This window comes from Flavobacterium chilense (genome assembly GCF_001602525.1).
Classification (GTDB): domain Bacteria; phylum Bacteroidota; class Bacteroidia; order Flavobacteriales; family Flavobacteriaceae; genus Flavobacterium; species Flavobacterium chilense.
In genome coordinates this window covers 311,517-336,568 of the sequence record NZ_LSYT01000005.1, presented here as the reverse complement: position 1 = coordinate 336,568, position 25,052 = coordinate 311,517, and the positions used below count along the sequence as shown (strand labels likewise).

Annotated in this window: 24 protein-coding genes and 1 pseudogene; 7 read left to right on the top strand and 18 right to left on the bottom strand. The window is 34.5% G+C overall.

The features are described from left to right. The first annotated feature begins 43 nt into the window (after positions 1-43). From A4F88_RS14115 to A4F88_RS14100, 4 genes are all read left to right on the top strand, one after another. Positions 44-1,222, top strand: coding sequence for an AIR synthase related protein (locus A4F88_RS14115; RefSeq protein WP_068843250.1), 1,179 nt, complete (start codon positions 44-46; stop codon positions 1,220-1,222). A 186-nt stretch (positions 1,223-1,408) separates the two neighbouring features. Beyond that, entirely contained in the window at positions 1,409-1,765 is a 357-nt protein-coding gene (locus A4F88_RS14110) for a hypothetical protein (RefSeq protein ID WP_068843249.1), read from the top strand. Between the two features lie 26 nt (positions 1,766-1,791). Further along, entirely contained in the window at positions 1,792-2,322 is a 531-nt protein-coding gene (locus A4F88_RS14105; protein ID WP_068843248.1) for a hypothetical protein, read from the top strand. A gap of 86 nt (positions 2,323-2,408) precedes the next feature. Then, entirely contained in the window at positions 2,409-3,026 is a 618-nt protein-coding gene (locus A4F88_RS14100) for a GNAT family N-acetyltransferase (protein ID WP_068843247.1), read from the top strand. A gap of 150 nt (positions 3,027-3,176) precedes the next feature. Here A4F88_RS14100 and A4F88_RS14095 read toward each other — a convergent pair whose 3' ends face one another. After that, positions 3,177-3,800, bottom strand: coding sequence for a M949_RS01915 family surface polysaccharide biosynthesis protein (locus tag A4F88_RS14095; protein ID WP_068843246.1), 624 nt, complete (start codon positions 3,798-3,800; stop codon positions 3,177-3,179). Between the two features lie 168 nt (positions 3,801-3,968). Between A4F88_RS14095 and A4F88_RS14090 the strand changes: the two genes are divergently transcribed. Beyond that, a complete protein-coding gene (locus A4F88_RS14090; protein WP_068843245.1) occupies positions 3,969-6,308 on the top strand; it encodes a GH92 family glycosyl hydrolase in 2,340 nt (779 codons plus the stop codon). A gap of 227 nt (positions 6,309-6,535) precedes the next feature. Continuing rightward, positions 6,536-6,979, top strand: a complete 444-nt coding sequence (locus A4F88_RS14085) for a hypothetical protein (RefSeq protein WP_068843244.1) — start codon at positions 6,536-6,538, stop codon at positions 6,977-6,979. 95 nt (positions 6,980-7,074) lie between these two features. Here the strand turns inward: A4F88_RS14085 and A4F88_RS14080 are convergent, their stop codons facing one another. The 15 genes and pseudogenes from A4F88_RS14080 to A4F88_RS14010 form a co-directional block, all read right to left on the bottom strand. Further along, positions 7,075-8,934: a M61 family metallopeptidase gene (locus A4F88_RS14080; RefSeq protein ID WP_068843243.1), complete on the bottom strand. Its 1,860-nt coding sequence runs from the start codon at positions 8,932-8,934 to the stop codon at positions 7,075-7,077. Between the two features lie 99 nt (positions 8,935-9,033). Beyond that, positions 9,034-9,312: a DUF2805 domain-containing protein gene (locus A4F88_RS14075; protein WP_068843242.1), complete on the bottom strand. Its 279-nt coding sequence runs from the start codon at positions 9,310-9,312 to the stop codon at positions 9,034-9,036. Between the two features lie 120 nt (positions 9,313-9,432). Then, positions 9,433-10,260, bottom strand: a pseudogene (locus tag A4F88_RS14070) (sterol desaturase family protein). 123 nt (positions 10,261-10,383) lie between these two features. Continuing rightward, a complete protein-coding gene (locus tag A4F88_RS14065; RefSeq protein ID WP_068843241.1) occupies positions 10,384-10,626 on the bottom strand; it encodes a GlsB/YeaQ/YmgE family stress response membrane protein in 243 nt (80 codons plus the stop codon). A gap of 34 nt (positions 10,627-10,660) precedes the next feature. After that, complete coding sequence (aqpZ, locus tag A4F88_RS14060; protein ID WP_068843240.1) at positions 10,661-11,368, bottom strand: aquaporin Z; 708 nt, start codon at positions 11,366-11,368, stop codon at positions 10,661-10,663. 31 nt (positions 11,369-11,399) lie between these two features. Next, positions 11,400-11,756 carry a DoxX family protein gene (locus A4F88_RS14055; protein WP_068843239.1) on the bottom strand — a complete coding sequence of 119 codons (357 nt, stop codon included), beginning with the start codon at positions 11,754-11,756 and terminating at the stop codon, positions 11,400-11,402. 87 nt (positions 11,757-11,843) lie between these two features. Next, positions 11,844-12,740: an EamA family transporter gene (locus A4F88_RS14050; protein WP_068843238.1), complete on the bottom strand. Its 897-nt coding sequence runs from the start codon at positions 12,738-12,740 to the stop codon at positions 11,844-11,846. Positions 12,741-12,951: 211 nt separating this feature from the next. Further along, entirely contained in the window at positions 12,952-14,094 is a 1,143-nt protein-coding gene (locus tag A4F88_RS14045; RefSeq protein ID WP_068843237.1) for a peptidylprolyl isomerase, read from the bottom strand. Between the two features lie 40 nt (positions 14,095-14,134). Further along, a complete protein-coding gene (locus tag A4F88_RS14040; RefSeq protein WP_068843236.1) occupies positions 14,135-15,211 on the bottom strand; it encodes a peptidylprolyl isomerase in 1,077 nt (358 codons plus the stop codon). 15 nt (positions 15,212-15,226) lie between these two features. Beyond that, complete coding sequence (gene gldI / locus A4F88_RS14035; protein ID WP_068843235.1) at positions 15,227-15,871, bottom strand: gliding motility-associated peptidyl-prolyl isomerase GldI; 645 nt, start codon at positions 15,869-15,871, stop codon at positions 15,227-15,229. A 6-nt stretch (positions 15,872-15,877) separates the two neighbouring features. Continuing rightward, a complete protein-coding gene (locus A4F88_RS14030; protein ID WP_068843234.1) occupies positions 15,878-16,882 on the bottom strand; it encodes a DHH family phosphoesterase in 1,005 nt (334 codons plus the stop codon). Between the two features lie 198 nt (positions 16,883-17,080). Further along, positions 17,081-18,325 carry a voltage-gated chloride channel family protein gene (locus A4F88_RS14025; protein WP_068843233.1) on the bottom strand — a complete coding sequence of 415 codons (1,245 nt, stop codon included), beginning with the start codon at positions 18,323-18,325 and terminating at the stop codon, positions 17,081-17,083. A gap of 132 nt (positions 18,326-18,457) precedes the next feature. After that, the gene (locus A4F88_RS14020) at positions 18,458-18,841 is read right to left on the bottom strand and encodes a RidA family protein (protein WP_068843232.1); all 384 of its coding nucleotides are present in this window, start codon (positions 18,839-18,841) and stop codon (positions 18,458-18,460) included. 166 nt (positions 18,842-19,007) lie between these two features. After that, the gene (locus A4F88_RS14015; protein ID WP_082815774.1) at positions 19,008-19,313 is read right to left on the bottom strand and encodes a chaperone modulator CbpM; all 306 of its coding nucleotides are present in this window, start codon (positions 19,311-19,313) and stop codon (positions 19,008-19,010) included. Further along, on the bottom strand, positions 19,306-20,229 hold the full coding sequence (locus tag A4F88_RS14010; protein WP_068843230.1) for a DnaJ C-terminal domain-containing protein: 924 nt from the start codon (positions 20,227-20,229) through the stop codon (positions 19,306-19,308). The genes A4F88_RS14015 and A4F88_RS14010 overlap by 8 nt, the downstream gene beginning before the upstream one ends. Before the next feature lie 302 nt (positions 20,230-20,531). Here A4F88_RS14010 and A4F88_RS14005 point away from each other — a divergent pair, with 302 nt between their 5' ends. Beyond that, the gene (locus A4F88_RS14005; RefSeq protein WP_068843229.1) at positions 20,532-21,248 is read left to right on the top strand and encodes a hypothetical protein; all 717 of its coding nucleotides are present in this window, start codon (positions 20,532-20,534) and stop codon (positions 21,246-21,248) included. Positions 21,249-21,294: 46 nt separating this feature from the next. Here the strand turns inward: A4F88_RS14005 and A4F88_RS14000 are convergent, their stop codons facing one another. Together A4F88_RS14000 and A4F88_RS13995 are read right to left on the bottom strand one after the other, a co-directional pair. Beyond that, the gene (locus tag A4F88_RS14000; protein ID WP_068843228.1) at positions 21,295-22,542 is read right to left on the bottom strand and encodes an MFS transporter; all 1,248 of its coding nucleotides are present in this window, start codon (positions 22,540-22,542) and stop codon (positions 21,295-21,297) included. Positions 22,543-22,649: 107 nt separating this feature from the next. Next, complete coding sequence (locus A4F88_RS13995) at positions 22,650-24,386, bottom strand: thiamine pyrophosphate-dependent enzyme (RefSeq protein WP_068843227.1); 1,737 nt, start codon at positions 24,384-24,386, stop codon at positions 22,650-22,652. Positions 24,387-25,052: the final 666 nt, after the last annotated feature.

The window sequence follows — 25,052 nt, the reverse complement described above, 5'->3', positions numbered from 1 at the left end:
AAAAGGGATTATCTTTGCACCACATCAACACAAACTAAGTTTCATGAGTTCAGATTCAAGCAAAAGGTACGCACAAAGAGGTGTTTCGGCATCAAAAGAAGACGTACACAACGCCATAAAAAATATCGATAAAGGTTTATTTCCTCAAGCATTTTGTAAAATCGTTCCTGATTATTTAACACAGGACCAGGATTATTGCCTGATTATGCATGCAGATGGTGCAGGTACAAAATCATCATTAGCCTATATGTACTGGAAAGAAACAGGAGATGTTTCAGTTTGGAAAGGAATTGCTCAGGATGCTTTAATCATGAATATTGATGATTTGTTATGTGTTGGGGCAACCGATAATATTTTGCTGTCTTCAACCATTGGAAGAAATAAAAATTTAATTCCTGCCGAAGTTATCTCAGCAATCATCAACGGGACAGAAGAATTAATCAACGAACTAAAATCATTTGGAGTTACCATTCATTCAACAGGCGGAGAAACTGCTGATGTTGGAGATGTAGTTCGTACGATTATTGTAGATTCTACCGTAACTGCCCGTATGAAACGCAGCGATGTAGTAGACAATGCCAATATTAAAGCTGGTGACGTAATCGTTGGTTTAGCTTCTTTTGGTCAGGCAACTTACGAAAAAAGTTATAACGGCGGAATGGGAAGTAATGGACTAACCTCTGCACGTCATGATGTTTTCGGAAAATATTTAGCCCAAAAATATCCGGAAAGTTTCGATGCCGCTGTACCCGAAGAATTAATTTATTCCGGACAGGTAAACCTGACAGATGAGGTAGAAAACAGTCCAATAAATGCAGGTCAGTTAGTACTTTCTCCAACCAGAACTTATGCTCCGGTCATCAAGAAAATTTTAGATACTTACACACCAGAAGATATTCACGGAATGGTGCATTGTAGTGGAGGAGCGCAAACTAAAATTTTACATTTCGTTCAGAATTTACACATTATAAAAGACAATTTATTTCCGGTTCCGCCATTGTTCAAATTAATTCAGGAACAATCAAAAACTGACTGGAAAGAAATGTATCAGGTTTTTAACTGTGGACATCGTATGGAAATTTACGTTCCGGAAAATATTGCACAGAATATCATTGCGATTTCAAAATCGTTCAATGTCGATGCACAAATCGTAGGTAGAGTAGAAGCTTCAGAAGCTAAGAAATTAACTATCACCAGTGAATACGGAACTTTCGAATATTAATATTTTGAGTTAAAAAGGTTTAAAGGTTCTGAGTTACAAAGGTTTTTATACTGGAGTTTACAACAGAACCTTTTTTATTAATAATTAGCTTTTTTAGGAGCTAATCCCGCTATTCGTTACAATCTTTTATCCGCTGTGGCAGATAAAAGGATTTTCACTACTATCGGGGCTAAAAAACACCAGACTATGTACGAATTACTTTTTTGGAGATATTTAGAAGAAGTTTATCTAAACCATCATGAAGTCTACGAAGCACTTGTAGAAAAAGAAGAAGTCGAAGGTCTTGAAACACTTCCGGTAGCAGTTATCATCAACCGAATCAATTCTGTTTTCTCACAATGGGAAAGAGTCGATGAAAACAGCTGGAAAAATAACTCAGGAAAAGGTGCTTTTCAGGTAATTACAACACCACAAAGTATAAAAATCGACTGCTACGGAACCGAAGGTAAAACCATGAATAAACTTGTAGATGTAATGCAGGAATTCAAATGTCCGCTATATGATCCGCAAGTGCCGGAACGATACGATGAAATGAGTGAATAATCTATTTTTGTGATATCTGAAAATTGATGAAAAAAGCATTACTATTTATAACCTCTATTTTCTTAAGTGTTATTATTGCAGTATCTTATGGTGTAATTCACAATCAATTTACATTTACTGTTTCTGATGAATTTTTCACCAAACTGATGTTTGAAAGATTTGGATTTACAGAATATGGACAAGATACTCCAAGATTAACGGCTTCAATAATTGGAGGATGGTCAACTTGGTGGATGGGATTAATTACAGGTACTGTATTTTCAATTGTAAGTTTATTTCATTCAGATATCAGACAAATGATAAAAAGTATAAAAGGGGCGACCCTAATTACGTTAAGTACATCTCTAATATTTGGATTTATTGGATTATGTTATGGATTTCTCGGTTTTTCCCGGTTAGACTCAGATTGCTGTTTTCCGCTTGAAATTCATAACGTGAAAAATTTTATTGCAGTTTCTGAAATGCACAGTTTTAGTTATTTAGGAGGTGCAGTTGGATTACTTCTGGGAATCTTTTGGCAAATTAAAGGAATTAAAAAAGATAAAAGATTTAATTAAATCAGATATCTGATTTATGGAAGCGATTATTTTATAAACAGCACAAGACTTAAAAAGATTTCATAAGACTCTCAAAAACATAAGCCATGACAAATTCAAACTTTAATTTCTCAGATAATATAATTTTAGAAGACGATCAGGTTTTATTGCGTTCTTTGCAAGAATCAGATGTCGATAACTTATTAGAAATTTCAATCAACGAACCCGAAACCTGGAAATATTCATTGGTTGGTGCAGACGGAAAAGAAAATCTGATCAAATACATTCAACTGGCAATAAAAGCGAGAGAAAATCAAAAAGAATTTCCGTTTATTGTTTTCGATAAAAAAACTCAAAAATATGCAGGCTCAACCCGTTTTTACGATATGAACCTCGAATTCAAAACCCTTCAATTAGGATATACCTGGTATGGTTCAGCTTTTAGAGGAACCGGACTTAATAAGCACTGCAAATTTTTATTACTTCAATTTGCTTTCGAAACCCTCGGAATGGAACGAGTAGAATTTCGTGCCGATAATAATAACGAACGCAGTATTGCCGCCATGAAAAGCATCGGATGTAAAGTCGAAGGCATTTTACGAAACCATATGCCAACAGCCAACAGCGAAGTACGTCGCGATTCTATCGTTTTAAGCATCCTGAAAAATGAATGGTTCGATGAGGTAAAAGAGAACCTAAAAGTCAAATTAAAAATTAAGAATTAAAAATTAAGAATTAAAAATTAAGAATTATAGATTAATATTGAGATTTGATATTGTCATTGCCATTGAATTTTGCCATTGCCATTGAATTTTGCGATTGCCATTGATATTTGATATTGTCATTGCCATTGAATTTTGCAATTGATATTACCATTACCCATCTTTCAATAGCAAATTTTGCTCTTTTCTAATTTTTGCAACTAATTCATTTACATAAGTTTTTATTTTCGGAGGTAATGAGTTCCAGTTTTCATCTTTTTTGAAACTTCTGCAATAATCTAAATCACATTCAACCGCGCGAATTGCGTATTTTTTGTTCTTGTAAACCGTTATAATTTTTACACGTCTTATTTCTCCATACTCTGTTTTTGATCCATAAACAATAACCGGATCAATATAACCATCGCCATCAAGATCTTTAGTACTGCAATATTTTGTCCAGAACCAGATTGTAGTTTCTTTAGGATCGTAATTTTCCAGTAAATCCTTAATTCTCCATTTTTCTAAAAAGCCACCATGGTCATTCATGGTACAAATAGCCTCAATTTTAGTGTTTAAAGTATCTTTTTTAGAAATGTTTTTTTGATTTTCGCACAAAAGCAATTCATAAACACCGCTTTTATCTGAACATTCAAATGCTTTATAAATAGGAAAATCTGAAATTTGATTCAGTTCGCGTTGTTTTATTTCTTCTTTAGACAATTTGTAGCTTTCTGTTTTTTGCGAAAAACCAAATGTTGAGAAAGAGAGAACCAGAAATAAAATATAATTTTTCATCTACAAATTGTCTTTTTTAGATCTTCAAAGATATTCAAAAACCTTTTTAGCCTATATTTTTTAAAACCCATATTTTATTGTAATTTTCTAACCTGAAAAATGTATTAAATCGTTTTAGTAAGACATTGATTTTATTAAAGACATAAAATAATAATAAAAAAATAACTGATGAATATTGTAAATAGCAAAGGTTTTCTCTTCGGGTTATCCATTTTAGCTTTTGGTTTTGCCAATGAAATTAAAGCACAGAAAAAAACAATCGAAAAACGAAACCTCATTCAGTATGTTGATCCCATGATTGGTACCGCAAAAATGGGACATACATATCCCGGAGCAACAGTTCCGTTTGGAAGCGTACAGTTAAGTCCGGAAACCGATACCATTGCTTACAGTTTAAACGGAAAATACAATGGAGATGTTTATAAATATTGTGCCGGATACCAATATGAAGACAAAACTATCGTAGGTTTTAGCCATACCCATTTTAGCGGAACAGGACATTCAGATCTGGGCGATTTCTTAATTATGCCTACAACCGGAAAATTGCAACTGAATCCCGGAATAGCCTCAAAACCACTATCAGGTTACAGATCAGCATTCTCTCATTCGACCGAAAAAGCAGAACCTGCTTATTACAGCGTATTTTTAGAAGACCATAAAATTAAAGCTGAGCTTACAGCAACAACGAGAGTAGGAATGCATCAATATACATTTCCAAAATCTGAAGAAGCCCATATTATTTTAGATCTGACATCGGGAATTTACAACTACGACAAAAAGAATGTGTGGACATTTGTTCGTGTAGAAAATGATACTTTAATTACAGGATACCGTCAGACTAACGGATGGGCGAGAACCAGAACCGTTTATTTTGCCATGTCTTTTAGTAAACCTATTAAAAGCTACGGACAAGCTGCAGTAGAAAAAAGTGTTTACAGAGGTTTTTGGGGAAGATTTGACCAAACCAAAAACTTTCCTGAAATGGCAGGTCAAAACCTGAAATTATTCTTTGATTTTAATACTGAAGAAGGTGAAAAAATCAAAATTAAAATGGCTTTATCGCCAGTAAGTTCTGCCGGAGCACTTGAAAACATGAAAAAAGAAGTTCCGGGCTGGGATTTCGAAAAAGTAAAAAAACAAAGTCAGGAAATATGGAATAACGAATTGAATAAAATTCAGGTAGAAACCATACAAAAAGAAGATCTGGTAAACTTTTATACCTCAATGTATCATGCCTTTTTAGGTCCAACAGAATACATGGATTTAGACGGAAACTACAAAGGTCTTGATATGAATGTTCATAAAGCCGAAAACTTTAAAAACTATACCAGCTATTCATTATGGGATACTTATAGAGCTTTGCATCCCTTATTCAATTTAGTTCAGCCTAAACGCAATTCTGATATGATCAGTTCGATGCTGGCACATTCAGATCAGAGTGTACATAAAATGTTGCCTGTCTGGTCACATTATGCCAATGAAAACTGGTGTATGATTGGGTATCATTCTGTTTCTGTTATTGCTGATGCTATTGTAAAAGGCAATACAGGTTTTGATCCCGAAAAAGCACTTCAGGCATGTGTAAATACAGCAAAAGTACCTTATTATGACGGATTGGAATATTATATGAAGATGGGTTATGTTCCGGAAGATAAAAACGGATCATCAGTATCTAAAACTTTAGAATATGCTTACGATGATTGGGCAATTGCACAGGCTGCTAAGAAATTAGGGAAAACGGATATTTATAATGAATTCATCGAAAGATCTAAAAATTATAAAAACGTTTACGATGCAAAAACAGGTTTTATGCGTCCGAAATTAAACGATGGAACTTTTAAAAAAGAATTTGATCCGTTAGATACGCACGGACAAGGTTTTATTGAAGGAAATTCCTGGAATTACAGTTTGTACGTTCCGCAGGATCCTGCCGATATGATTAAAATGATGGGCGGAAATGAGAAGTTTAATGTGCGGTTAGATTCCTTATTCAGCATGCATTTGCCAGACAAATATTTTGAAAATACAGAAGATATTACGAGAGACGGAATTATTGGAAATTATGTTCATGGAAACGAACCTTCACATCATGTGGTGTATTTGTATGATTGGACAAATTCTCCGTGGAAAGCACAGGACAAAATCAGAATGATCCTGAAAAAAATGTACCGAAATGGCGCTGATGGTTTAGGAGGAAATGATGATTTTGGTCAAATGAGTGCCTGGTATATTTTCAGCAGTTTAGGATTTTATCCAGTTGCGCCGGGTTCTGATGAATATGCATTAGGAAGTCCGTTAGTAAAAAAAGCAATCTTTAATTTAGAAAGTGGAAAAAATTTCGAAGTTGAAACCGTTAATCAATCCGATAAAAATGTGTTTGTGAGCAAAGTACTTTTGAATGGAAAAGAACTTAAAAAGCCTTTTTTAAAACATGAAGATGTTATCAATGGCGGAAAAATTACATTTTACATGAGTGCCAAACCGAATAAGAAGAATTACCAAAATTAGCTTCATGACAGACCTAAAAGGTTTTTAAAAGCCTGTTAGGCTCGGTTGTCACCCTGAGCGAAGTCGAAAAGCTTTCACGACCAAAATGGCTTCGACTTCGCTCAGCCGGACATAAAAGGGAGCTTAGACAGACATAACAATATTAAAATTCGAGAAAATTTGTGTAATTCGTGACGAAACAAGGAAAAACTTCACGAAATTTGCACTTCAAATAAAGACGATTAAATATGAAAGTAAATCTAAAATCAGGAATTGATAAATTGCTTTTCGGAATGAAGCAAAACGATGTAACGGCTGCTTTAGGAAAACCTGATAAAAATTACAAAGACGAAGATGATAATGTGATTTTTGTATATAATGCCCACAAAATCAGATTGACATTTTATGAAGAAGAAGATTTAAAACTAGGTTATCTTGTTGCTTCAAGTAATGATTTAGAAGTTTTCGGATTCAAAATAATCGGAAGAAAAATTGCTGATGTTAAGAAAGATTTAGCGACAAAAGGAATTACGAAATACAATCAGGAGACTTTTGATACTTTCGAAAATTATTTCAATGAAGACAATTGGTTTATTCTTCAAACAGAATTTGATGAAGTAGTAAAGTTTGAAATTGGCGCTATCATCAACGATAAAGACGAATTTGACTGGAAATTTCCAGCTAAGAAATAAACAGATGAGTTTGAAATCTTTGTAAAGTATTAAACTTGCATAAAAAAACCGACAAGTAATTGTCGGTTTTTTTTATGATAAATGCTAAAAGAAAATTATCCTTTTAACCATGCATTTCTAAGTTTTTCTTTTGAAGGATCGATTACTTTAAAAGTTTCTTTTTCTTCAAATGGTATCTTCACAGTTCCTTTGATAGTTTGCTCAGCACCGGCACGTTTTATTTTGATCGTAATTGGATCATTTTCTTTCCAGTTTTCGCTTTCTGTGATTAAGTCATAGATATTATCCAGATTGTATGCTTTATTGTTTACAGTAAGGATTTGATCATTGGCTTTTAAATTCAAATTCGTAAAGAACACGTTTAGGTCAATTTCTGGACGTACACTGATTACTTTAGTAGCTTTATCAACTCCAATGTATGGATTTTGTCCTTTGATGAAAATTGATCCCGGAACTTTTTCAGATGCTTTACCAACACCTACTTTGGCTAAATAAAAATCGTAAGGAATTGGGGTTGTTCCGGCAACATATTTATTTAGGAATTCACCCACTTCAGGATACGTTAACTCAGTGATTTTAGCAAAAAGCTCACTATCGTTAAATGGTTTTTCAACACCATATTCATTAGATAACTTGTGCATTAAATCCAGAATTCCTCTTTCGCCATTGCTTTTCTCTCTAATGATAATGTCAATACACATTCCAATTAATGCTCCTTTTTGGTATACATTTAAATATTGATCTTTATAAGGCTGCTCCAGTACATTTTTACTCATTACAGTAAATGACATTGTATCGTTTAAGCCTTTTGCTTCTTCGATTTTATCTGCAATACGCGTATAAAATTCATTTTCATTAATTAATCCCTGATTGATCTGGAACAGGTTTGCAAAATATTCTGTTACCCCTTCATACATCCATAAATGCTCAGACATTTTAGGTGCATTATAATCAAAAAACTGAATTTCTTTTGAGTGAATGGTTAATGGTGTTACAATATGAAAAAACTCATGAGAAACCACGTCTTTCATTGATTCTACTAACTTGTCTTTTGGCATTGTTTCAGGCAAAACTACTGTAGTGGCAGTTGGGTGTTCCAAAGCTCCAAAACCATGAGCATCATCTTTGGCCATACTGGATAAGTACAATAAAACAGTATATTTTTTAGTTGCATTTACTTTACCTAAAAAGTTTTTTTGCGCCGTCATCATTGTTTTCATTTCCGGTGTGATACTTTCGGCAGTAAATTTTCCTGTTGGAGAGTAAACTGCAATCAAGATATCCATTCCGTTTACATTAAATGTGGTATAATCCGGTTTAGAATACATAATTGGATTTTCGACCAAAACAGCATAACGCGAAGTAGTAAAAACGTCACTGGTGTTGCTTGCATCTTCATCAGTCATTGATGTTGCCCCCCAAAGTGTTTCAGGATGTGTAATCGTAACTTTGTACGGAACATCTAATTTATCCTGGAAATAACCTACAAAACCATGTGTGTTCACCAGGAAATTAACTCCTGCATTGATATTGGTTCCTGCAGGTGAAAATACATCATCATTACCAAATCCGGTTCCTTTTTCAGTATCAAAAGTATCGCCAACCAGATAAGTAATCTTTTTTAATGTTTTGGCGTTAGAGATAGACCATGAATTATCGTCAATTCTTTTTACTGTTAACTCATTTCCTTTTGCATCATAAGCTTTAAAACCATCAGAAAACTTACCATAATTATCTGTAGAATAAGTTCCGGGAACTGTTTTAGGAATACTGTAGACAATTTCGTCTGTTTTTATTTGTGGAGGAGTAACGGTTACTAAAACCTTATCGTCTTTTACGTCAACAAGATTAATATTAACATCTACAACATTGCTTTTTGCAGCACCTGTTGAGCTTCCGGTTTTACAGCTCCAAAGTGTCACCGCAAGAGCTAAGGTGTAAAGTATTTTCTTCATTTGTTTGAGTTTGATTATTGCTATTTGACTTACAAAATGTAAAAAAGTTACATTGAGTTAAAAAATATAAAAAAACTCCTGAATTTCAGGAGTTCTGTTTTAGTCTAGTTTGTTTTTTATATAATATTTGCCATCCAAATCTTCATCAAAATCATCTATTTTAACGGGTTTTGGTTTTGGTTTATTTGCGATTGCCTTCTTTTTCCACATTTCAAATTTTTCAAGAGGCATTTTCTTCTTCATGATTTCCAAAACTTCTTTTTCTGCCAATCCAAATTCTTTTTTAATGATCTCAAATGGATTTTTTTCTTCTAAAGCTAACGAAACAAGTCTTTCCGTTTGTTCCCAATTCAATTCTTTGCGGTTACTCTTTTTCATCACGTGAAAATTAATTCAAAATAGGGGTTAATGATTAATAGATTGATTTTCAAATTAAGTATCAATATTAATAAAAAAAATAATTACTTGGTTCGATGAAGGATATTTTTTTTAATGATTTTAACTGTTTTTTGCAGATCTTGATTTTTGAAACGGTATTTTTAATAAATTTTTCAATTGATTGTTTTCTTCCGTTGCCATATGAGTATCCAATCCATAAATAAGCTTTTCTTTGGGCAAGCTGGTGAAAGTGCCAAAAAGACGATCCCAAACCGAAAAGATATTTCCGTAATTGCTGTCTGTGTAAGGCAGGACATAATGATGGTGTACTTTATGCATGTTGGGCGAAATGATGAAATAACTCAAAAAAGTATCTAGTTTATCGGGCAAAGAAATGTTGGCATGATTAAATTGTGAAAATACTACAGATAAACTCTGATACAAAAATACCATCCACATAGGACTACCCACAACCAAAACGCCAAGTGTTGTAAATACAAACCGGATTACACTTTCTCCCGGATGATGACGGTTTGCTGTTGTAGTATCAATCCAGGTATCAGTATGGTGAACGATGTGAAAACGCCATAAAAATTTAAATTTATGCTGAACATAATGTGCCAGATAAGCTCCTGTTAAATCTAACAAAAGTAATCCGATAAGAGTTTACAGCCAAAGCGGAATCTCCGGCAGTCTTTGCAGGATACCAAAATGATTTTCGGTGGTCCAGTTTGCCGTTTTAATTAAGATAAAAGCTAAAACAAAATTGACTACTATGGTCGTAAATGTCAAGAAGAAATTGATTCCCGCATGATGCCATTTTCTATACCGCATATGAAATAACGGAAAAGCATTTTCGATGAGCCAAAAAATAGTAATTCCCCCAACCAGAATTAAGCTTCGGTGGGTGGACGGAATTGTACTGAAATATGCTACTATATCATTCATAAAAGTAAAGTTTTGCGTGTTCTATGAAAAGATGAATCCGGGTTGTTGGGATGTAAAAAAGAGAAAACCGAATATAAATATATCTGATTTTCTCTTTAAATGAATTTATTAGGTGAAATGTTTTTATCCTTTTTTGATCAGGCTAATGATAAAAAGTAGTACCCAAGCCCCTCCAACAGCAATTATAATTTGCCATAAAAGTCCGCCGCCTCCAATACCCAGATTACCTGCAATCCAGCCACCAATGATTCCGCCAACAATACCTACGACAATGTTGCCAAGGAGTCCAAAACCGGCACCTTTCCAGATTTGACCTGCCAGCCATCCGGAAATTGCTCCAATAAGTAAAAAATATAGAAATGACATATTTTAATTTTTTATGAATTAGTAAAAGTTTGTGTTACGCTTCTGCGTGATTTTGTAATAATGTCTTATATATAAAACCGGCTACAACAGCTCCTAAAATTGGGGCTACCCAAAACAGCCAGACCTGTGATAATGGTTCTCCGCCAACAAAGATTGCCTGAGATAATGATCTTGCAGGATTTACAGAAGTATTGGTAATAGGAATACTAATTAAATGGATTAAAGTCAGAGCTAAACCAATTGCTATACCGGCAAATCTGCCATTGGCAAACTTATCTGTTGCACCAAGAATAACCAATAAGAAAAACAAGGTTAATACAAATTCAGCAATAAAAGCAGATTGTAAAGAATACCCGTCTGGTGAGAATGCTCCAAAACCATTTGATGCAAAAGCTCCGGCTTTAGTATTATCAATTACGAAACCGGCTTTTCCTGATGCAATGGTATACAAAGTACCTGCTGCGGCTATCGCTCCAACACATTGAGCAATAATGTAAGGAATAAGGTCCTTTGCCGGAAATCTTCCGCCGGCCCACAAACCAAATGAAACAGCAGGGTTAAAATGTCCTCCCGAAATATGCCCAACGGCATATGCCATTGTTAATACAGTCAAACCAAATGCTAAGGCTACACCGGCAAAACCAATTCCTAAATCAGGAATTCCGGCTGCAAAGATTGCGCTGCCGCAACCACCAAAAACAAGCCAGAATGTTCCGAAAAATTCTGCAAATAATTTTTTCATAATAAAATAATTTTAATTAATAGTTTAATTATTAACGGGTATATAAGTACGCCCATACAATCAATACGATTTGTAAGGGCAAACGTATTAATAAAATAAATTTTAGCCAAGAAAAAGAACCTTTTTTCTTACGGTACATAAAGAGATTAGCAGGAAATACAGCAATTAATAATACTATAATTCCCCATGCAGCAAAAGGGCTTGTAGAAGGAATCAGGAGGAGAATGCCGAGAATGATTTCGGCAGCTCCGCTTAGAGTATTTAGTAATTTGGGATTTGAGAAATAAGGAGGAATGATTCTGATATACATTCCGGGATTCCTAAAATGATTTAATCCGGCAATAATATAAAGCACAGCCATTAAATATAAATGCCAGGGTAAATTCATAATATGAAATTATTTATTACGAATTTATAAAAAAATTAACAATTATGATGTTTTGAACGGCTTTTTTTTAACCCTCCTCAAAATATGTTAATTTTTACGCTTGAAATTTACATTCATAATAATGATCGCCAGAATGATTAAAACAATTCCAACCCATTGAGAGAAGATTACTTTTTCATCCAGTAACACATAAGCCATCATAACAGAAACCGGAAGTTCCAATGCGGAAACAATACTACCAAGTCCAATTCCGGTTAAAGGGAAGCCGGCAGTCATAAGCATTGGCGGGATAATAGTTCCAAATAAAGCAAGTATAATTCCCCATTTCATGAAAATTTCAAAATTAAAAGGAGTTACCTGAGTTGCAAAGGCAAACGAAAATACAATTACTGCTCCGCCCAACAACATATATAAACTACGTTGTGCAGAAGAAATTTCTGTAGCAACACGATTTGCCGTAAACATAGTTGTGGTAAACGAGGCAGCGGCCAGGATTCCCCAGGCAATACCACGCCAGTCCAGTGTTATATCATTATGAATAATATTAGTTGCTAAAACAGTCCCGATAAGTACTATAATTACAGCAAATACTTTTTGTTTTGAAGGTAATTTTTTTTCTAAAATCATTTCCAGTAAAACCCCCATCCAAACAGTTTGCATCAATAAAACAATACCAATAGAAACGGGAATAAATTTTACCGCCAGATAATAAAACAAACTTGTCATTCCTAAAGAAGTACCGGCAAGCATCAGGCTGAATATGTTTTTTGGAGTTGCTTTTACAACATTGCTTTTATGCTTTATTTTCTGGAAAGTATTGATGATAAGAATACCAATAATTCCTAATATAAATTGAGATGTGGTTACTTCGGCAGTGGTATATCCTTCAGAATAGGCCATTTTTACAAAAGTGGCTAACATTCCATAAGTTGTAGCTCCAATTGCTACTAAAAATACTCCTTTTAATACGTTGTTTTGTGACATCTTAATTTGTTTGTTTTGAAAAATTAAAGCCGGCAAAGGTAAGTTATTTTGTTTAGGATTTAATAGAAAATTGCGATAAACGTTATTATTAATTTGTTTTTGGTATTTTATGAAGTTCTAAAATTACAGATATCACAGAATTAGATAAAATAAAAAAGCCACCGGAATAACATCCCGATGGCTCATTTTGAACTCTATAGAAAAGTTTATATTACTTTACTGGCTGATTTTGATACGTTTCGATTTCGAAGATCAAAGTTGTGTTTGGCGGAATAACTCCTCCGGCACCTTTTTCTCCATAAGCTAAATTAGAAGGAAGAAAGAAGATTGCTTTTTCACCATCTGTCATCATGTCTAAAGCCTCAATAAAACCAGGAATCATTCCGTCTTTTTTACCAACAGTAAACGGAAAAGCCTGATATCCTTTTTGAGCATCACGGTTGGCATCGTATTTACCATAAGCTTTTGCTACACCTGACATGCTGCTGTCAAAAAGATTTCCGTCTTCGAAATAACCTGCGTAGTGAAAATAAATCGTTGATCCTTCTGCACCTTTAACTCCTGTTCCTTTTTTGGTTACAACATATTTCAAACCTGATGCAGTAGTAGTCGCTTTGGCTTTTGTAGCTGCAAAATAAGCCGCTTTTTGTGTGATTACTTTTTGTGCTTCTCCTTTTTTAGCTTCTTCTTTTTTAGCATCATCTGCTAAAACTTTTACCGCATTAAATTTTTTGGCAGCATCACCTTTACGGGTAATGGTAATTTTTGTCATGATATCATCCTGAACAATTTTGTTTACATTATCCATTCCAGAAACCACATGACCAAAAATAGTATGTTTTCCGTTTAACCACGGAGTATCTTTATGTGTAATAAAGAACTGGCTTCCGTTTGTAGCAGGACCGGAATTAGCCATAGCCAAAACACCGCCTTTTTCGAATTTTAATTCTTCAGTAAATTCATCTTTAAATGAATATCCCGGACCTCCTGAACCGTTTCCGTCCGGATCTCCACCCTGGATCATAAAATCATTGATTACTCTGTGAAATTTTAATCCGTCATAAAATGGTTTTCCTTTAAGTCTTTCCACTTTTACATTTGGATTAGTTCCTTCTGCCAGCGAAATAAAGTTAGCTACAGTTACCGGAGTCCTTACATATTCTAAAGACACAACAATATCTCCTTTTGTTGTAGAAATTGTTGCAAAAATCCCGTCGTTAGGATCTGTTTTAGGAGCTGCTTTTGTAGTTGTTGCTGCAGCTTTTGGTTTTGCCTTAGCAACAGGTTTTTTTGTTGTCTGAGCCTGAATATTTACTACTGCAAGGCAAAATAAAAATAAAAATTTAAACTTCATGGTCTTCCGAATTTAAGTCTGTATTAAACTTTAAAATGTATTATTGTGGCTTTTCTAATAATTGAATTTCAAAAATGATATTTGCATTTGGCGGAATAACTCCTCCTGCGCCAGTTGCTCCGTAAGCTAAGTGTGACGGAATAAAAAGAATCGCTTTGTCTCCAAATGAAAGCTGTTCGATACCTTCAATAAATCCAGGGATCATACCATCTTTACGACCTGCCTGAAAAGGAATTGGCTGGTATCCGTGTTGCTCAGCTCTTGCAGAGTCAAATTTACCGAAAGCTTTATTTACAGATTCTACACTTGAATCAAATAAAGTTCCGTCTTCTAAGAAACCAGAGTAATTGATATATAATTGAGCTCCTGTAGCCGGTTTTTTACCAGTTCCTTTTTCAGTAATCAAATATTGCAATCCTGAACTTGTTTTGGTTGTTTTTGGTAAAACAGAAGCGAAATAGTCTACTTTTTCTTTTTGAACCCCTGCAAATTTGCTTTTTTCTTTCGCAATTTCAGAGAAGTAATCATGAAATACTTTTACGGCATCAAACTTTTTAGCTGCTTCACCGTTTCTAACAATCGTTACAGAAACAATTTTATCATCTTGTTTGATTTGGTTAACTACTTCCTGGCCTTTATCTACAACATGACCAAAAATAGTATGTTTACCATCTAACCATGGAGTTTCAACATGTGTGATGAAAAACTGACTGCTGTTTGTTCCGGGACCATTATTTGCCATTGCCAAAATACCGGCTTTGTCAAATTTTAAATCCGTGATTTCGTCTTTAAATTTATATCCTGCATCTCCAGAACCAGTTCCTTCAGGGTCTCCGGTCTGAATCATAAAATCTTCAATAACTCTGTGAAATTTTAATCCGTCGTAAAAAGGTTTGTTTTTCAAGTAATCTTTAGTTACGAATTCACTTTTACCCTCGGCTAAGGTTACAAAATTAGCCACTGTAACAGGTGCTTTTTTATAATCTAATTCAACAATAATATGACCTTTATTGGTTTCGATATCTGCATACAAACCATCAGGCAAATTGCTGTGTTCGTCCTTACAGGAATATAAGGCAGTAACAGCCAGTAGTAATACTAAAATACTTTTTTTCATTTTCAAAATGTTGTTTTATGGGTTTATTGTATCTTTTTTGGTTTGAACAGGAGCTTTTGGAGCTACTGTTTTTTGTGCTTGTCCAACAACTGGAGCTGGTGTCGCTGCTGCCGGATCCGGTACAAAATTGCGAAGTGTAACAGTGCAGATTAAAGATTGGTTGGTTCCAATTTTTTTATTGTCTCCGTGATAGCCATAGGCGATATGAGATGGAAATAAGAAAGTAACAGTTTCATTTTTATGCATCATTTTAATACCGTCACGCAATCCCATCATGATGTCTTGTTTGTCTACATAATAAGTCTGAGGACCAAGATCTGCTTCAGAATAGATAATTTTGCCGTTGATATCTTTTACTTCTAAATTGAAATAAGCAATATCTCCTTTTTTTGGTGTTGCAGTATCAGTATGATTTTGTTCATCGTAATACAGCCAATATCCTTTTCTGGTAGCGTAATATTTTATTTTTGGATTGCTTTTGATGATTTTTTTAATCACATCTTCTTCATTAGCAACCAGTTTTTTATTTCGGTCAGCCGATTTTTTCATGAAAGTACCTGAAGCCTGAGAAATTGGTCTTCTGGCTTCTTCATGATGTTTACAACTTACCAGTAAAACAGCAAAAAGTAGGATGTAAATGCTTTGTTTTAAATAGTTCATATGGGGTTATATTTTTAATTTTTGTACCAAATCTTCAAATTTCTTCACGGTTTCTTCCATCGAAACATCAGATCTTCCGCCGGCTGCATTGCTGTGTCCTCCACCATTAAAGTGATCTCTTGCAAATTGATTCACGTCAAATCCGCCTTGCGAACGGAACGAAATCTTGATAATTTTCTCGTCTTTATTTTCGATAAAAATAGCAGTAAAAACAATACCTTTTATACTCAACCCATAATTTACGATTCCTTCGGTGTCACCTTTTACGTAATCAAAAGAATCCAGTTCGCTTTGAGTAAGCGTTGTATAAGATGTTTTATGCTCTTCAAACACTTTCATATTTTGCAAAGCACGACCCAATAATTGCAAACGGCTGTAAGAGCTGTTATCAAACAATAAAACAGGAATTTCAGTATTTTCAACTCCCAGGTCAATCAGTTCAGCAATGATTCTGTGTGTATTACCAGTAGTTCCCGGAAAGCGAAAAGAACCTGAATCAGTTAGAATTCCGGTATAAATACAGGTTGCTATGGTTTTGTCTAAATCTTCTTTTTTTCCTAAGAAAGAAATAAAATTGTAAACCATTTCACAAGTAGAACCAAATGTAGTATCAGAGTACATATAAGCAGCATAATCATCCGGTTTTTGATGATGATCGATCATGATAAATGGAGCCGTTAGTCGGGCTAAAGTATGTTCCATTTCGCCAGTACGATGAAAAGCATTGAAGTCGAGTGTAAAAATTAACTCGGCTTCTTCTAATATTCGGGTGCAGTTTTCAGTGTCTTTTTCGAATATTTTTACTGTTTCAGAACCCGGTAACCAGGCCAGAAAATCAGGAAAATCATTTGGAGCAATCACAGTTGCCTGATGATTGTTTTTTATTAAAAAGTGGTATAAACCTAAGGTTGAACCCATAGCATCACCGTCAGGACCTCTATGCGGAATTATGACGATTTTCTTTGGGCTTGCGAGTAACAATTGTATCGCTTGAATATCTTGTATTTTCATAGTGTGCGAATTTACATTTTTTTAATGTAAAGTTGAAATCATTTTACAGATTAACACACTTTTATGCTGGCTATGATTTGTAAGATATGAATTGTAGGTATAGAGTCTAAAATGGCATCTCTTTTACAAAGAGCTACAAAGAATTCAGAAAATAGATTAAATAAAGACAAATTTGCTTTTTAGTATTGTCGTTGCCATTTAAAAATTAGGATTTAATTTTTGGTACAATTTATATTTGGCTCCTTTTACAATTTGAGATTTATAAATTCCAACAGGTCCTGAAGTAAAATAGGCAATTGTGCAGGCAATTGCAATGAAAATTCCGGATTCAATTCCAAAAAGTTCCATGCCCATAACCGTACAGGCGATAGGAGTGTGGGTTGCACCCGAAAATACGGCTACAAATCCTAAACCAGCTAAAAAAGCAATAGGTAAAGGAATGATTAGAGATAAAGCACTTCCTAAAGTGGCACCTACAAAGAATAACGGAGTAACTTCGCCACCTTTAAAACCTGCTCCTAAAGTAAAACCTGTAAACAGTATTTTAAGTAAAAAGTCGTACCACGGATTTGCATTCGAAAAAGAATCTACGATTACCGGAACTCCTAATCCGGAGAATTTTGTAAATCCAAAACCAGCAATAGCAATAGCCAAAACAATTCCGCCAATAAAAGGACGTAAAGGCGGATATTTGATGTTTTTTGAAAAAAGAGAGCCCCAAAAATGAGTACTTCTGGAAAATAATAATGCAGCGAAGCCGGATAAAGTCCCAATTAAAAGAACAAAAAATAAGTTGATAAAACTGATTTCAGGAACAACGGGAATACTGTAATGTGTATGTTTTATTTCCCAAAATTCTACCGTAAAATAAGCAGCATATGCTACTAAAAATGATAAAACTATACTTTTAAAATTGATTTTACTAAAGTATAAAACTTCCAAAGCAAAAATAGCACCTGCTAAAGGCGTACCAAAAACGGATGCAAAACCTGCACTGATTCCAAGAATAATTAGAATTTTACGTTCAGTATTGTCTAAATTAAAAATTCTGGTAAACTGATCAGCAATGGCACCGCCCATTTGTACTGCTGTGCCCTCGCGACCGGCAGAGCCTCCAAATAAATGTGTAAGCAGAGTTCCTAAAAGTACTAAAGGAGCCATTTTAAACGGAATTACTTTCTTAGGATTTTCGTATTCGTCCAGCAATAAATTATTGCCTTTTACAACAGATTCTCCCCAGTAATAGTAACTAAAGCCTACTAATAACCCGCCAAAAGGCAAAAGCCATACGATCCAGTCATGATGAATTCTAAATTGTGTAACCCATTCTAGAGCAACTAAAAAAAATGCTGAGGCAGATCCGGACAAAATACCGATCAAAATACAAATGAGAATCCATTTGAAAATTGAAAACACTATTTGTTTTGGGTTTTGTAAAGTCATTAATAATTTAGGATGTTTTTTCTAGCCACAAATTTCACGAATTAAAATGTTTTAATTGAGAGAAACAAAAAAGAAATCTCTTAAATGTAGAAAAGAAATTAGTAGAAATTCGTGAAATTCCGGGCAAAAAAATTACTGTACAACAGCTGTGAATTCAATTTCAACTAAATATTCAGGCGCAACCAGTTTGCTGATTTCATAAAAACCGGTTGTAGGTTTTACATCTTTAAAAAAAGCAGAGTGTGCTCTGGCAACTTCTTCAAAAGAAGTAATATCAGTGGTGAAAATTCTGGTTCTGATTACATCTTTCATTCCAACATTCAAATCTTCCAAAACTTTTTCGACACGTTCCAGAATGTTGTAGGTTTGGGCAAAAGCGTCATCGGCTTTTACTTTTTCACCATCAACAATAGCCACAGTTCCTGAAACTTCAATGATATTGCCAATTCTTACTGCACGACAATATCCCATTTTGTCTTCCCATGGTGATCCTGTTAAGATGTTTTCTCTTTTCATTTCTTCTGTTTTATTGAATTTGTTTTGTGTTTTTAAATCAAATTCTGGTTAGTTAATTCAGTCGCAATTTATAAAATATGCAGATGAAAAGAAGTACGATTGAATTGAAATCACTTCGCAATTCGTTCTTTTTTGTGATATTTTAATGAATCAGTTTTAACATTATTTATTCTGTTTGATGCTGTTCATAAAGCCGAAGTTTATTTTGGGTTGCCGTAAGATTTTGCTGCAAAGCTTCGATTTTATTCAACAGGTTTGCAATAGCATCAATACCTTCTAGATTAATTTTAAGATCATAATGAAGCCGAATCATTTTTTCGACTGCAGGTAATTGTTCTGGTTGTAAGTATTCATCTTCCTCGAGAACTATGATATTTACCAGTCCATAATTGTGTAACTCTGATATAAAGGTATTTTCAATTTCGTGATACAGACAGAATTGTTTTATCTGAATTAAGTTTTTGCTATTCATGATTTCTTAATTTTGCTAATTCTTCGAATAATTCTTTTTCTTTTGCAGACAGTTTTGTTGGAATTTTTAAAGTATAAGTTATATACAGATCTCCAAACTGATTCTCTTTTTTATACACCGGAAAACCTTTTCCTTTTAGTTTTACTTTGGTTCCGGGCTGAGTTTCGGGAGCGACTTTTATTTTTACTTTCCCATCAAAAGTATTTACATAAATTTCGCCTCCTAAAATGGCAGTGTATAAATCCAGATCAACATCGGCATATAAATTATTGCCTTCTCGTTTAAAATCAGAATTATTATCAATTAAAAAAGTAATGTACAAATCACCATTTGGACCACCATTTGCTCCGGGAGCGCCATGATTTGGAATTTTTATAATTTGTCCGTTTTCAACTCCGGCCGGAATTGTAATTCGGATATTTTTACCGTTTACCGTTAAATTTTGTTTGTGTGTGGTGTAAGCAGAAGCTAAATCCAGTTGCAATTCGGCATTAAAATCCTGTCCTCTGTATTTGGACTGACCTCTGGAGCTTCGCCCGGCAGAACCATACATCGAATTAAAGAAATCCGAAAAATCACTTTCGGAAAAACTGCCTCCGCCAAAATCAGAATAACTTTGATTACCACCTTGCTGTTGTCTGGAATATTGTTGCTGATTAGGATCGTAACCTGCTTTTTCAAATTCATCAGCATGTTTCCAGTCTTTTCCGTATTTGTCGTATTTTTTACGATTTTCAGGATTGCTTAAAACTTCATTGGCTTCGTTTATTTCCTTGAATTTTTTCTCCGCTTCTTTATCATTCGGATTTAAATCAGGATGATATTTTCGGGCTAACTTACGATAGGCCTTTTTGATTTCAGCTTCTGTAGCCGATTTCGTGATATCTAACACTTTATAATAGTCAATGTAGTCCATTTGCGTGTATTTTTATAAAGATAAATTAAAACCTTGAAGTTAGGAATAAGTTGGTAATTATCAAAATGATGCGTTGGATTTAAATGAAAAAAACGGACAGTGTTCTGAGCTGATTTTGAAATTTGGATTTTTTTTATTGCCATTTAATTTGATAATTGGCAGGTTTTTTGATTCCAAAAATTAGCCTAATATATTGTTATAATAGTCTTAAAGTTGTAGAGCCAAACTAAATTATGCTATTTTTGTGATGCTATACTTTGATTTTATAAAACTATAAAAGCCGATTCGATAATACTTTTTCAATGAAGCACATTTTATTTTTCATATTATTTTTTACTGCTGTAACTGTATCAGCCCAAACTGAATTTAGTACTAAATTCAAGCCAATCGCAGCACCAAAATTTGGCGCAAAACCAAAAAAAACACCAATTCCTGAAGTAAAAGATCCTCAGGCAGATAATTTGGATATGCCGGCTATTAAAACACCAAATGTTTTTAATAATACGAGTATTACGCCAAAATCTCAATTTCAGATAGGAGCAGAGAAAAGCAAATTTACAATGTCTACCGAAACAGATTTTGCAAATCCGGGGGATCGTTATGTTCCTAAAATGGAGAAGGACTTAGATAAAGCCTTAAAAGATGCAGGATTAAAAGAAGGTCGCGGTACATTAGTAAAACATAATATTTCACTAGGAGATTTCAGAACAAAATCGAAATACTTTATCGTAAAATTTCGTGATTTTGGAGCGATCGATGGAGACTTGGTTAAAGTGTCTTCTAATGATGTCGTAATACGTGAACAAATACTTTTAGAAGCTAATTTTAAAGATGTAAAAATTGATCTTGCCAATGGCTTTAATAAATTAGATTTTGAAGCCTTAAATATTGGAACCTTAGGAGGAAATACGGCCGAAATTCAGGTTTATGATGATAAAGGTCAATTGGTTACCAATGATTATTGGGATAACCTTGCTGCCGGATTTAAAGCTTCTATAGTCGTTACAAAAGAAGAATAAGATACAACTCATAATGCTGTTGCATCTTATTCTGTATTTTATATTCTTATGAATTAACAGCTTTTCCTTCACCAGTTTCTTTTAGCATAAAACTGACCAAAATTGCAATCGAAATTCCCACAATCCAAAATAAACCGGCTTGTTGAAAATGAGCGGTTTTATCAAGAGTATCATGAAGGGTTCTTCCGAATAAACGGCTGAACAGCGGACTTAAAAGTGTTGTTACCCCAAAAGTTATAAAGTTAATTGCTCCTGTCGCGCTTCCTTTTACATGATCAGGATTTGCTTCTTTAATGATGGAATACGGAATCATAGCAGCTCCTGAAGCCACGCCTAATAAAAACATACTAAATTTAGCAGGAAGCAAATCCGGTAAATACAAAAGCTGAACCAAAGCTACAATCATCAATAATGCACCAAACATTAAAACCGGTTTTCGTCTTTTTAATTTATCAGTAATATATCCTAATAATGGACATCCGAAAACCCAGCCAAAAGCTACCATAGCACTCGAAATTGTGGCAGTATGAAAGTCTAAGGCGCGATCTTTCTGAAAAAAATCTACCGCCCATGTCATCGCAAATATCGTAGTAGGTGCAAATAATAATCCTGAAATAATGCCACACAACCAGGATTGCGGATTGCTAAAAACAATTTTATACGGATCTAATAAACTTTGTTTTTTCTCTGCGTTTTCTGTCTTTTTCTCTACGATGTTTGCCGGAGTTATAAACCAAAGTCCAAAGGCAACAATTATGGTGAAAATTCCAATAGAAAGCCAGAAAGTGTTGATCTCCATTCCTTTTTCAATTAACGGGCCAACAACAAATTGTCCTGCAGAACCACCCAGCATTCCCAGGCATTGTGTAAATCCAATGGCTGTTGCCAATGATTTTGCGGAGAATCCTTTACTGGCAAGATACACACAGCCGGGAAAAGCAAAAGCACATCCGGCACCCTGAAACAATCGACCGGTAACACCACTAAACTGACTGGAAATCATAAATAATAAACAGCCAATTCCCAGAATAAGGGCTCCGGCAAAGAGCGAGTATTTCGCTCCAAAGCGATCCAGTGCAATTCCGGCAATTAAACTACAGGTTGAGTAGGTATAATAATAAGTGCCCACAATAGTTACTAATCTGATCTCATTGACAGAATAGCTTTGAGCAAGTTCCGGCAACATAACCGCCGGAGCAGAACGTATTACATAATCTAAAAAATAGAAAACCAGACCAAATACCCATGCAATAACATAGTATTTGGTATACGATTTATCAGTATTGATATCCATAGGGAATTTGTTTTATTAAAGCAGGTACTTAAATGAACACGGATTTCACGAATAAGTTAGTGATAATTCGTGAAATTCGTGTTTGTAATGGTGTATAAAAATTACTTTTAAATACCTTCTTTTAAGTGTTTATAATTAGATTTAATGGTATCGAAAACTTCTTCCATTTTGCCGCCAAGCATTAATTTAGTCATTGACTTTGCCATACCCAGAACTTGTTCCCATTCTACTTTTGGAGGCATTGCCAAAGCATTTGGATTAGTGAAAACATTTAGTAAAACGGGGCAATTATGACGAAATGCATTTTCAATTGCCGGAACAACTTCTTCGGGTTTGTGAACATTTATACCCTGAAATCCCATAGCCTGGGCAATAAGTCCAAAATCAGGATTCACCATATCTGTTTCGTTATCCGGTAAACCATTTACCTCCATTTCAAGTTTTACCATTCCCAAAGCACGATTGTTAAAAACAATAATTTTGATGGGAATATTATATTGATGAATTGTAGCCAAATCACCCAGTAACATTGATAATCCACCATCGCCACACATCGCAATAACTTGTCTTTCCGGATGTGCCAAAGCGGCTCCAATTGCCATTGGCATTGCATTAGCCATAGATCCGTGATTAAAAGAACCCAGCATTTTTCGTTCTCCTGTTCCTTTAATAAAACGGGCTCCCCAAACACAGGTCATTCCGGTATCTACCGTAAAAATGGCATCTTTACTGGCAAGCTGATCAATAATATGAGCAAGATATTCCGGCTGAATGGTGTCTTCGTCGCCATTATCCTTAATATAAATGTCCATGTTTTCTTTTACACTATTGTAGAATTTAAGCTGTGCCTGTAAAAAACTATCGTCAGTTTTAGTTTCTAATAAGGGTATTAAAGCTTCTATAGTATCAGCAACATCGCCACATAATCCCATATAAAGATTGGCTCTGCGTCCTAAACGCTCCGTGCTAGTATCGATTTGGATAATTTTATTGTCTGCAGGCATGAATTTATCATAAGGAAAATCAGTTCCCAATAATAAAACCAAGTGAGATTCATGCATACTGTGATAAGCTGAAGGCTGACCAAGTAAACCTGTCATTCCTATTTCATTGGGATTATTAGGCTGAATGCTCATTTTTCCGCGGAAAGAATATCCAACAGGAGCTTTAATGTGTTGGGATAATTGTACGACCTGATCGTGTGCTTTCTCAGCTCCGATTCCGCAAAACAAGGTTATCTTAGTACTTTCATTAATGGCTTTCGCTAAATGCTGCAATTCCTGATCCGAAGGGCGGATTACGGGATTACAATGAAAATATTGAGTAGAGATATTGCTTTCAACTGCTTTTAGTTCAGAAACATCACCGGGTAAGCCAATTACGGCAACTCCTTTTTTACCCAAAGCATGTTGTATAGCAGTTTGTATGATTCGGGGCGCTTGTTCGGCAGTCATAATCATCTGATTATAGCAACTGCAATCGTCAAAAAGTTTAATGGTATTGGTTTCCTGAAAATAATCCATTCCCATTTCGCCCGTATTAATAGTGGATGCAATCGCCAGTAAAGGAACATGAGAGCGATGTGCATCATATAAACCATTAATTAGATGAACGTGTCCGGGGCCACAGCTTCCGGCACAGACCGCAAAACCATCCAATTCTGCTTCGGCAGCTGCTGCATAAGCACCTACTTCTTCATGTCGAACATGAATCCATTTTATCTTGCCGTTTTTGCGTATGGCATCATTAAAATAATTTAAACTATCGCCGGTTACTGCATAAACGCGTTTTACTCCGGCTTCTACCAACATTTCAACTAATTGTTCTGCAACTATTTTACTCATGGGTTATATTTTTAAAATTAATATTTGAGAAGTATAAACATTGGTTAAGGTTTAATTTACTCTCTTAATGATTACATTTTAAGATACACTTGGTTATGATGTAAAAGCGGTTTTTGGTATGGTTCAATAAATTTAATGAAAAGTTTTGGTTTTTTTGGAGGTACAAAGTAAGAAAAGTTCTTTTTTTAAGGTGCAAAGAGACAAAGGCTCAAAGAGGCAGAGTTTTTTTCTTTTAAGGTACAAAGAAATAAAGGTTCAAAGGGACAAAGTTTTACACCTTGTTTACCTTTGAACCTTTGTCTCTTTGCAACTTTGAACCTTTTTTAGAATGGATCTGCAGTTACTCTAAACTTCATATCTGCTTTTATAGTTACATCTTTAGTTAATGTTTCTTTTAAGGTAACTTTTGTTCTGATTTTGTATTTTTTTTTTTTGAGGTGCAAAGAAGCAAAGGTTCAAAGGGACAAATTTTTACACCTTGTTTACCCTTGAACCTTTGAATCTTTGTCTCTTTGCAACTTTGAACCTTTTTTAGAATGGATCTGCAGTTACTCTAAACTTCATATCTGCTTTTATAGTTACATCTTTAGTTAATGTTTCTTTTAAGGTAACTTTTGTTCTGATTTTGTATTTTTTTTTTGAGGTGCAAAGAAGCAAAGGTTCAAA

Excerpts from the sequence above, each read along its gene's own strand:
- A4F88_RS14115 (WP_068843250.1), top strand. The coding sequence starts at position 44 with ATGAGTTCAGATTCAAGCAAAAGGTACGCACAAAGAGGTGTTTCGGCA.
- A4F88_RS14110 (WP_068843249.1), top strand. The coding sequence starts at position 1,409 with ATGTACGAATTACTTTTTTGGAGATATTTAGAAGAAGTTTATCTAAAC.
- A4F88_RS14105 (WP_068843248.1), top strand. The coding sequence starts at position 1,792 with ATGAAAAAAGCATTACTATTTATAACCTCTATTTTCTTAAGTGTTATT.
- A4F88_RS14100 (WP_068843247.1), top strand. The coding sequence starts at position 2,409 with ATGACAAATTCAAACTTTAATTTCTCAGATAATATAATTTTAGAAGAC.
- A4F88_RS14095 (WP_068843246.1), bottom strand. The coding sequence starts at position 3,800 with ATGAAAAATTATATTTTATTTCTGGTTCTCTCTTTCTCAACATTTGGT.
- A4F88_RS14090 (WP_068843245.1), top strand. The coding sequence starts at position 3,969 with ATGAATATTGTAAATAGCAAAGGTTTTCTCTTCGGGTTATCCATTTTA.
- A4F88_RS14085 (WP_068843244.1), top strand. The coding sequence starts at position 6,536 with ATGAAAGTAAATCTAAAATCAGGAATTGATAAATTGCTTTTCGGAATG.
- A4F88_RS14080 (WP_068843243.1), bottom strand. The coding sequence starts at position 8,934 with ATGAAGAAAATACTTTACACCTTAGCTCTTGCGGTGACACTTTGGAGC.
- A4F88_RS14075 (WP_068843242.1), bottom strand. The coding sequence starts at position 9,312 with ATGAAAAAGAGTAACCGCAAAGAATTGAATTGGGAACAAACGGAAAGA.
- A4F88_RS14065 (WP_068843241.1), bottom strand. The coding sequence starts at position 10,626 with ATGTCATTTCTATATTTTTTACTTATTGGAGCAATTTCCGGATGGCTG.
- aqpZ (WP_068843240.1), bottom strand. The coding sequence starts at position 11,368 with ATGAAAAAATTATTTGCAGAATTTTTCGGAACATTCTGGCTTGTTTTT.
- A4F88_RS14055 (WP_068843239.1), bottom strand. The coding sequence starts at position 11,756 with ATGAATTTACCCTGGCATTTATATTTAATGGCTGTGCTTTATATTATT.
- A4F88_RS14050 (WP_068843238.1), bottom strand. The coding sequence starts at position 12,740 with ATGTCACAAAACAACGTATTAAAAGGAGTATTTTTAGTAGCAATTGGA.
- A4F88_RS14045 (WP_068843237.1), bottom strand. The coding sequence starts at position 14,094 with ATGAAGTTTAAATTTTTATTTTTATTTTGCCTTGCAGTAGTAAATATT.
- A4F88_RS14040 (WP_068843236.1), bottom strand. The coding sequence starts at position 15,211 with ATGAAAAAAAGTATTTTAGTATTACTACTGGCTGTTACTGCCTTATAT.
- gldI (WP_068843235.1), bottom strand. The coding sequence starts at position 15,871 with ATGAACTATTTAAAACAAAGCATTTACATCCTACTTTTTGCTGTTTTA.
- A4F88_RS14030 (WP_068843234.1), bottom strand. The coding sequence starts at position 16,882 with ATGAAAATACAAGATATTCAAGCGATACAATTGTTACTCGCAAGCCCA.
- A4F88_RS14025 (WP_068843233.1), bottom strand. The coding sequence starts at position 18,325 with ATGACTTTACAAAACCCAAAACAAATAGTGTTTTCAATTTTCAAATGG.
- A4F88_RS14020 (WP_068843232.1), bottom strand. The coding sequence starts at position 18,841 with ATGAAAAGAGAAAACATCTTAACAGGATCACCATGGGAAGACAAAATG.
- A4F88_RS14015 (WP_082815774.1), bottom strand. The coding sequence starts at position 19,313 with ATGAATAGCAAAAACTTAATTCAGATAAAACAATTCTGTCTGTATCAC.
- A4F88_RS14010 (WP_068843230.1), bottom strand. The coding sequence starts at position 20,229 with ATGGACTACATTGACTATTATAAAGTGTTAGATATCACGAAATCGGCT.
- A4F88_RS14005 (WP_068843229.1), top strand. The coding sequence starts at position 20,532 with ATGAAGCACATTTTATTTTTCATATTATTTTTTACTGCTGTAACTGTA.
- A4F88_RS14000 (WP_068843228.1), bottom strand. The coding sequence starts at position 22,542 with ATGGATATCAATACTGATAAATCGTATACCAAATACTATGTTATTGCA.
- A4F88_RS13995 (WP_068843227.1), bottom strand. The coding sequence starts at position 24,386 with ATGAGTAAAATAGTTGCAGAACAATTAGTTGAAATGTTGGTAGAAGCC.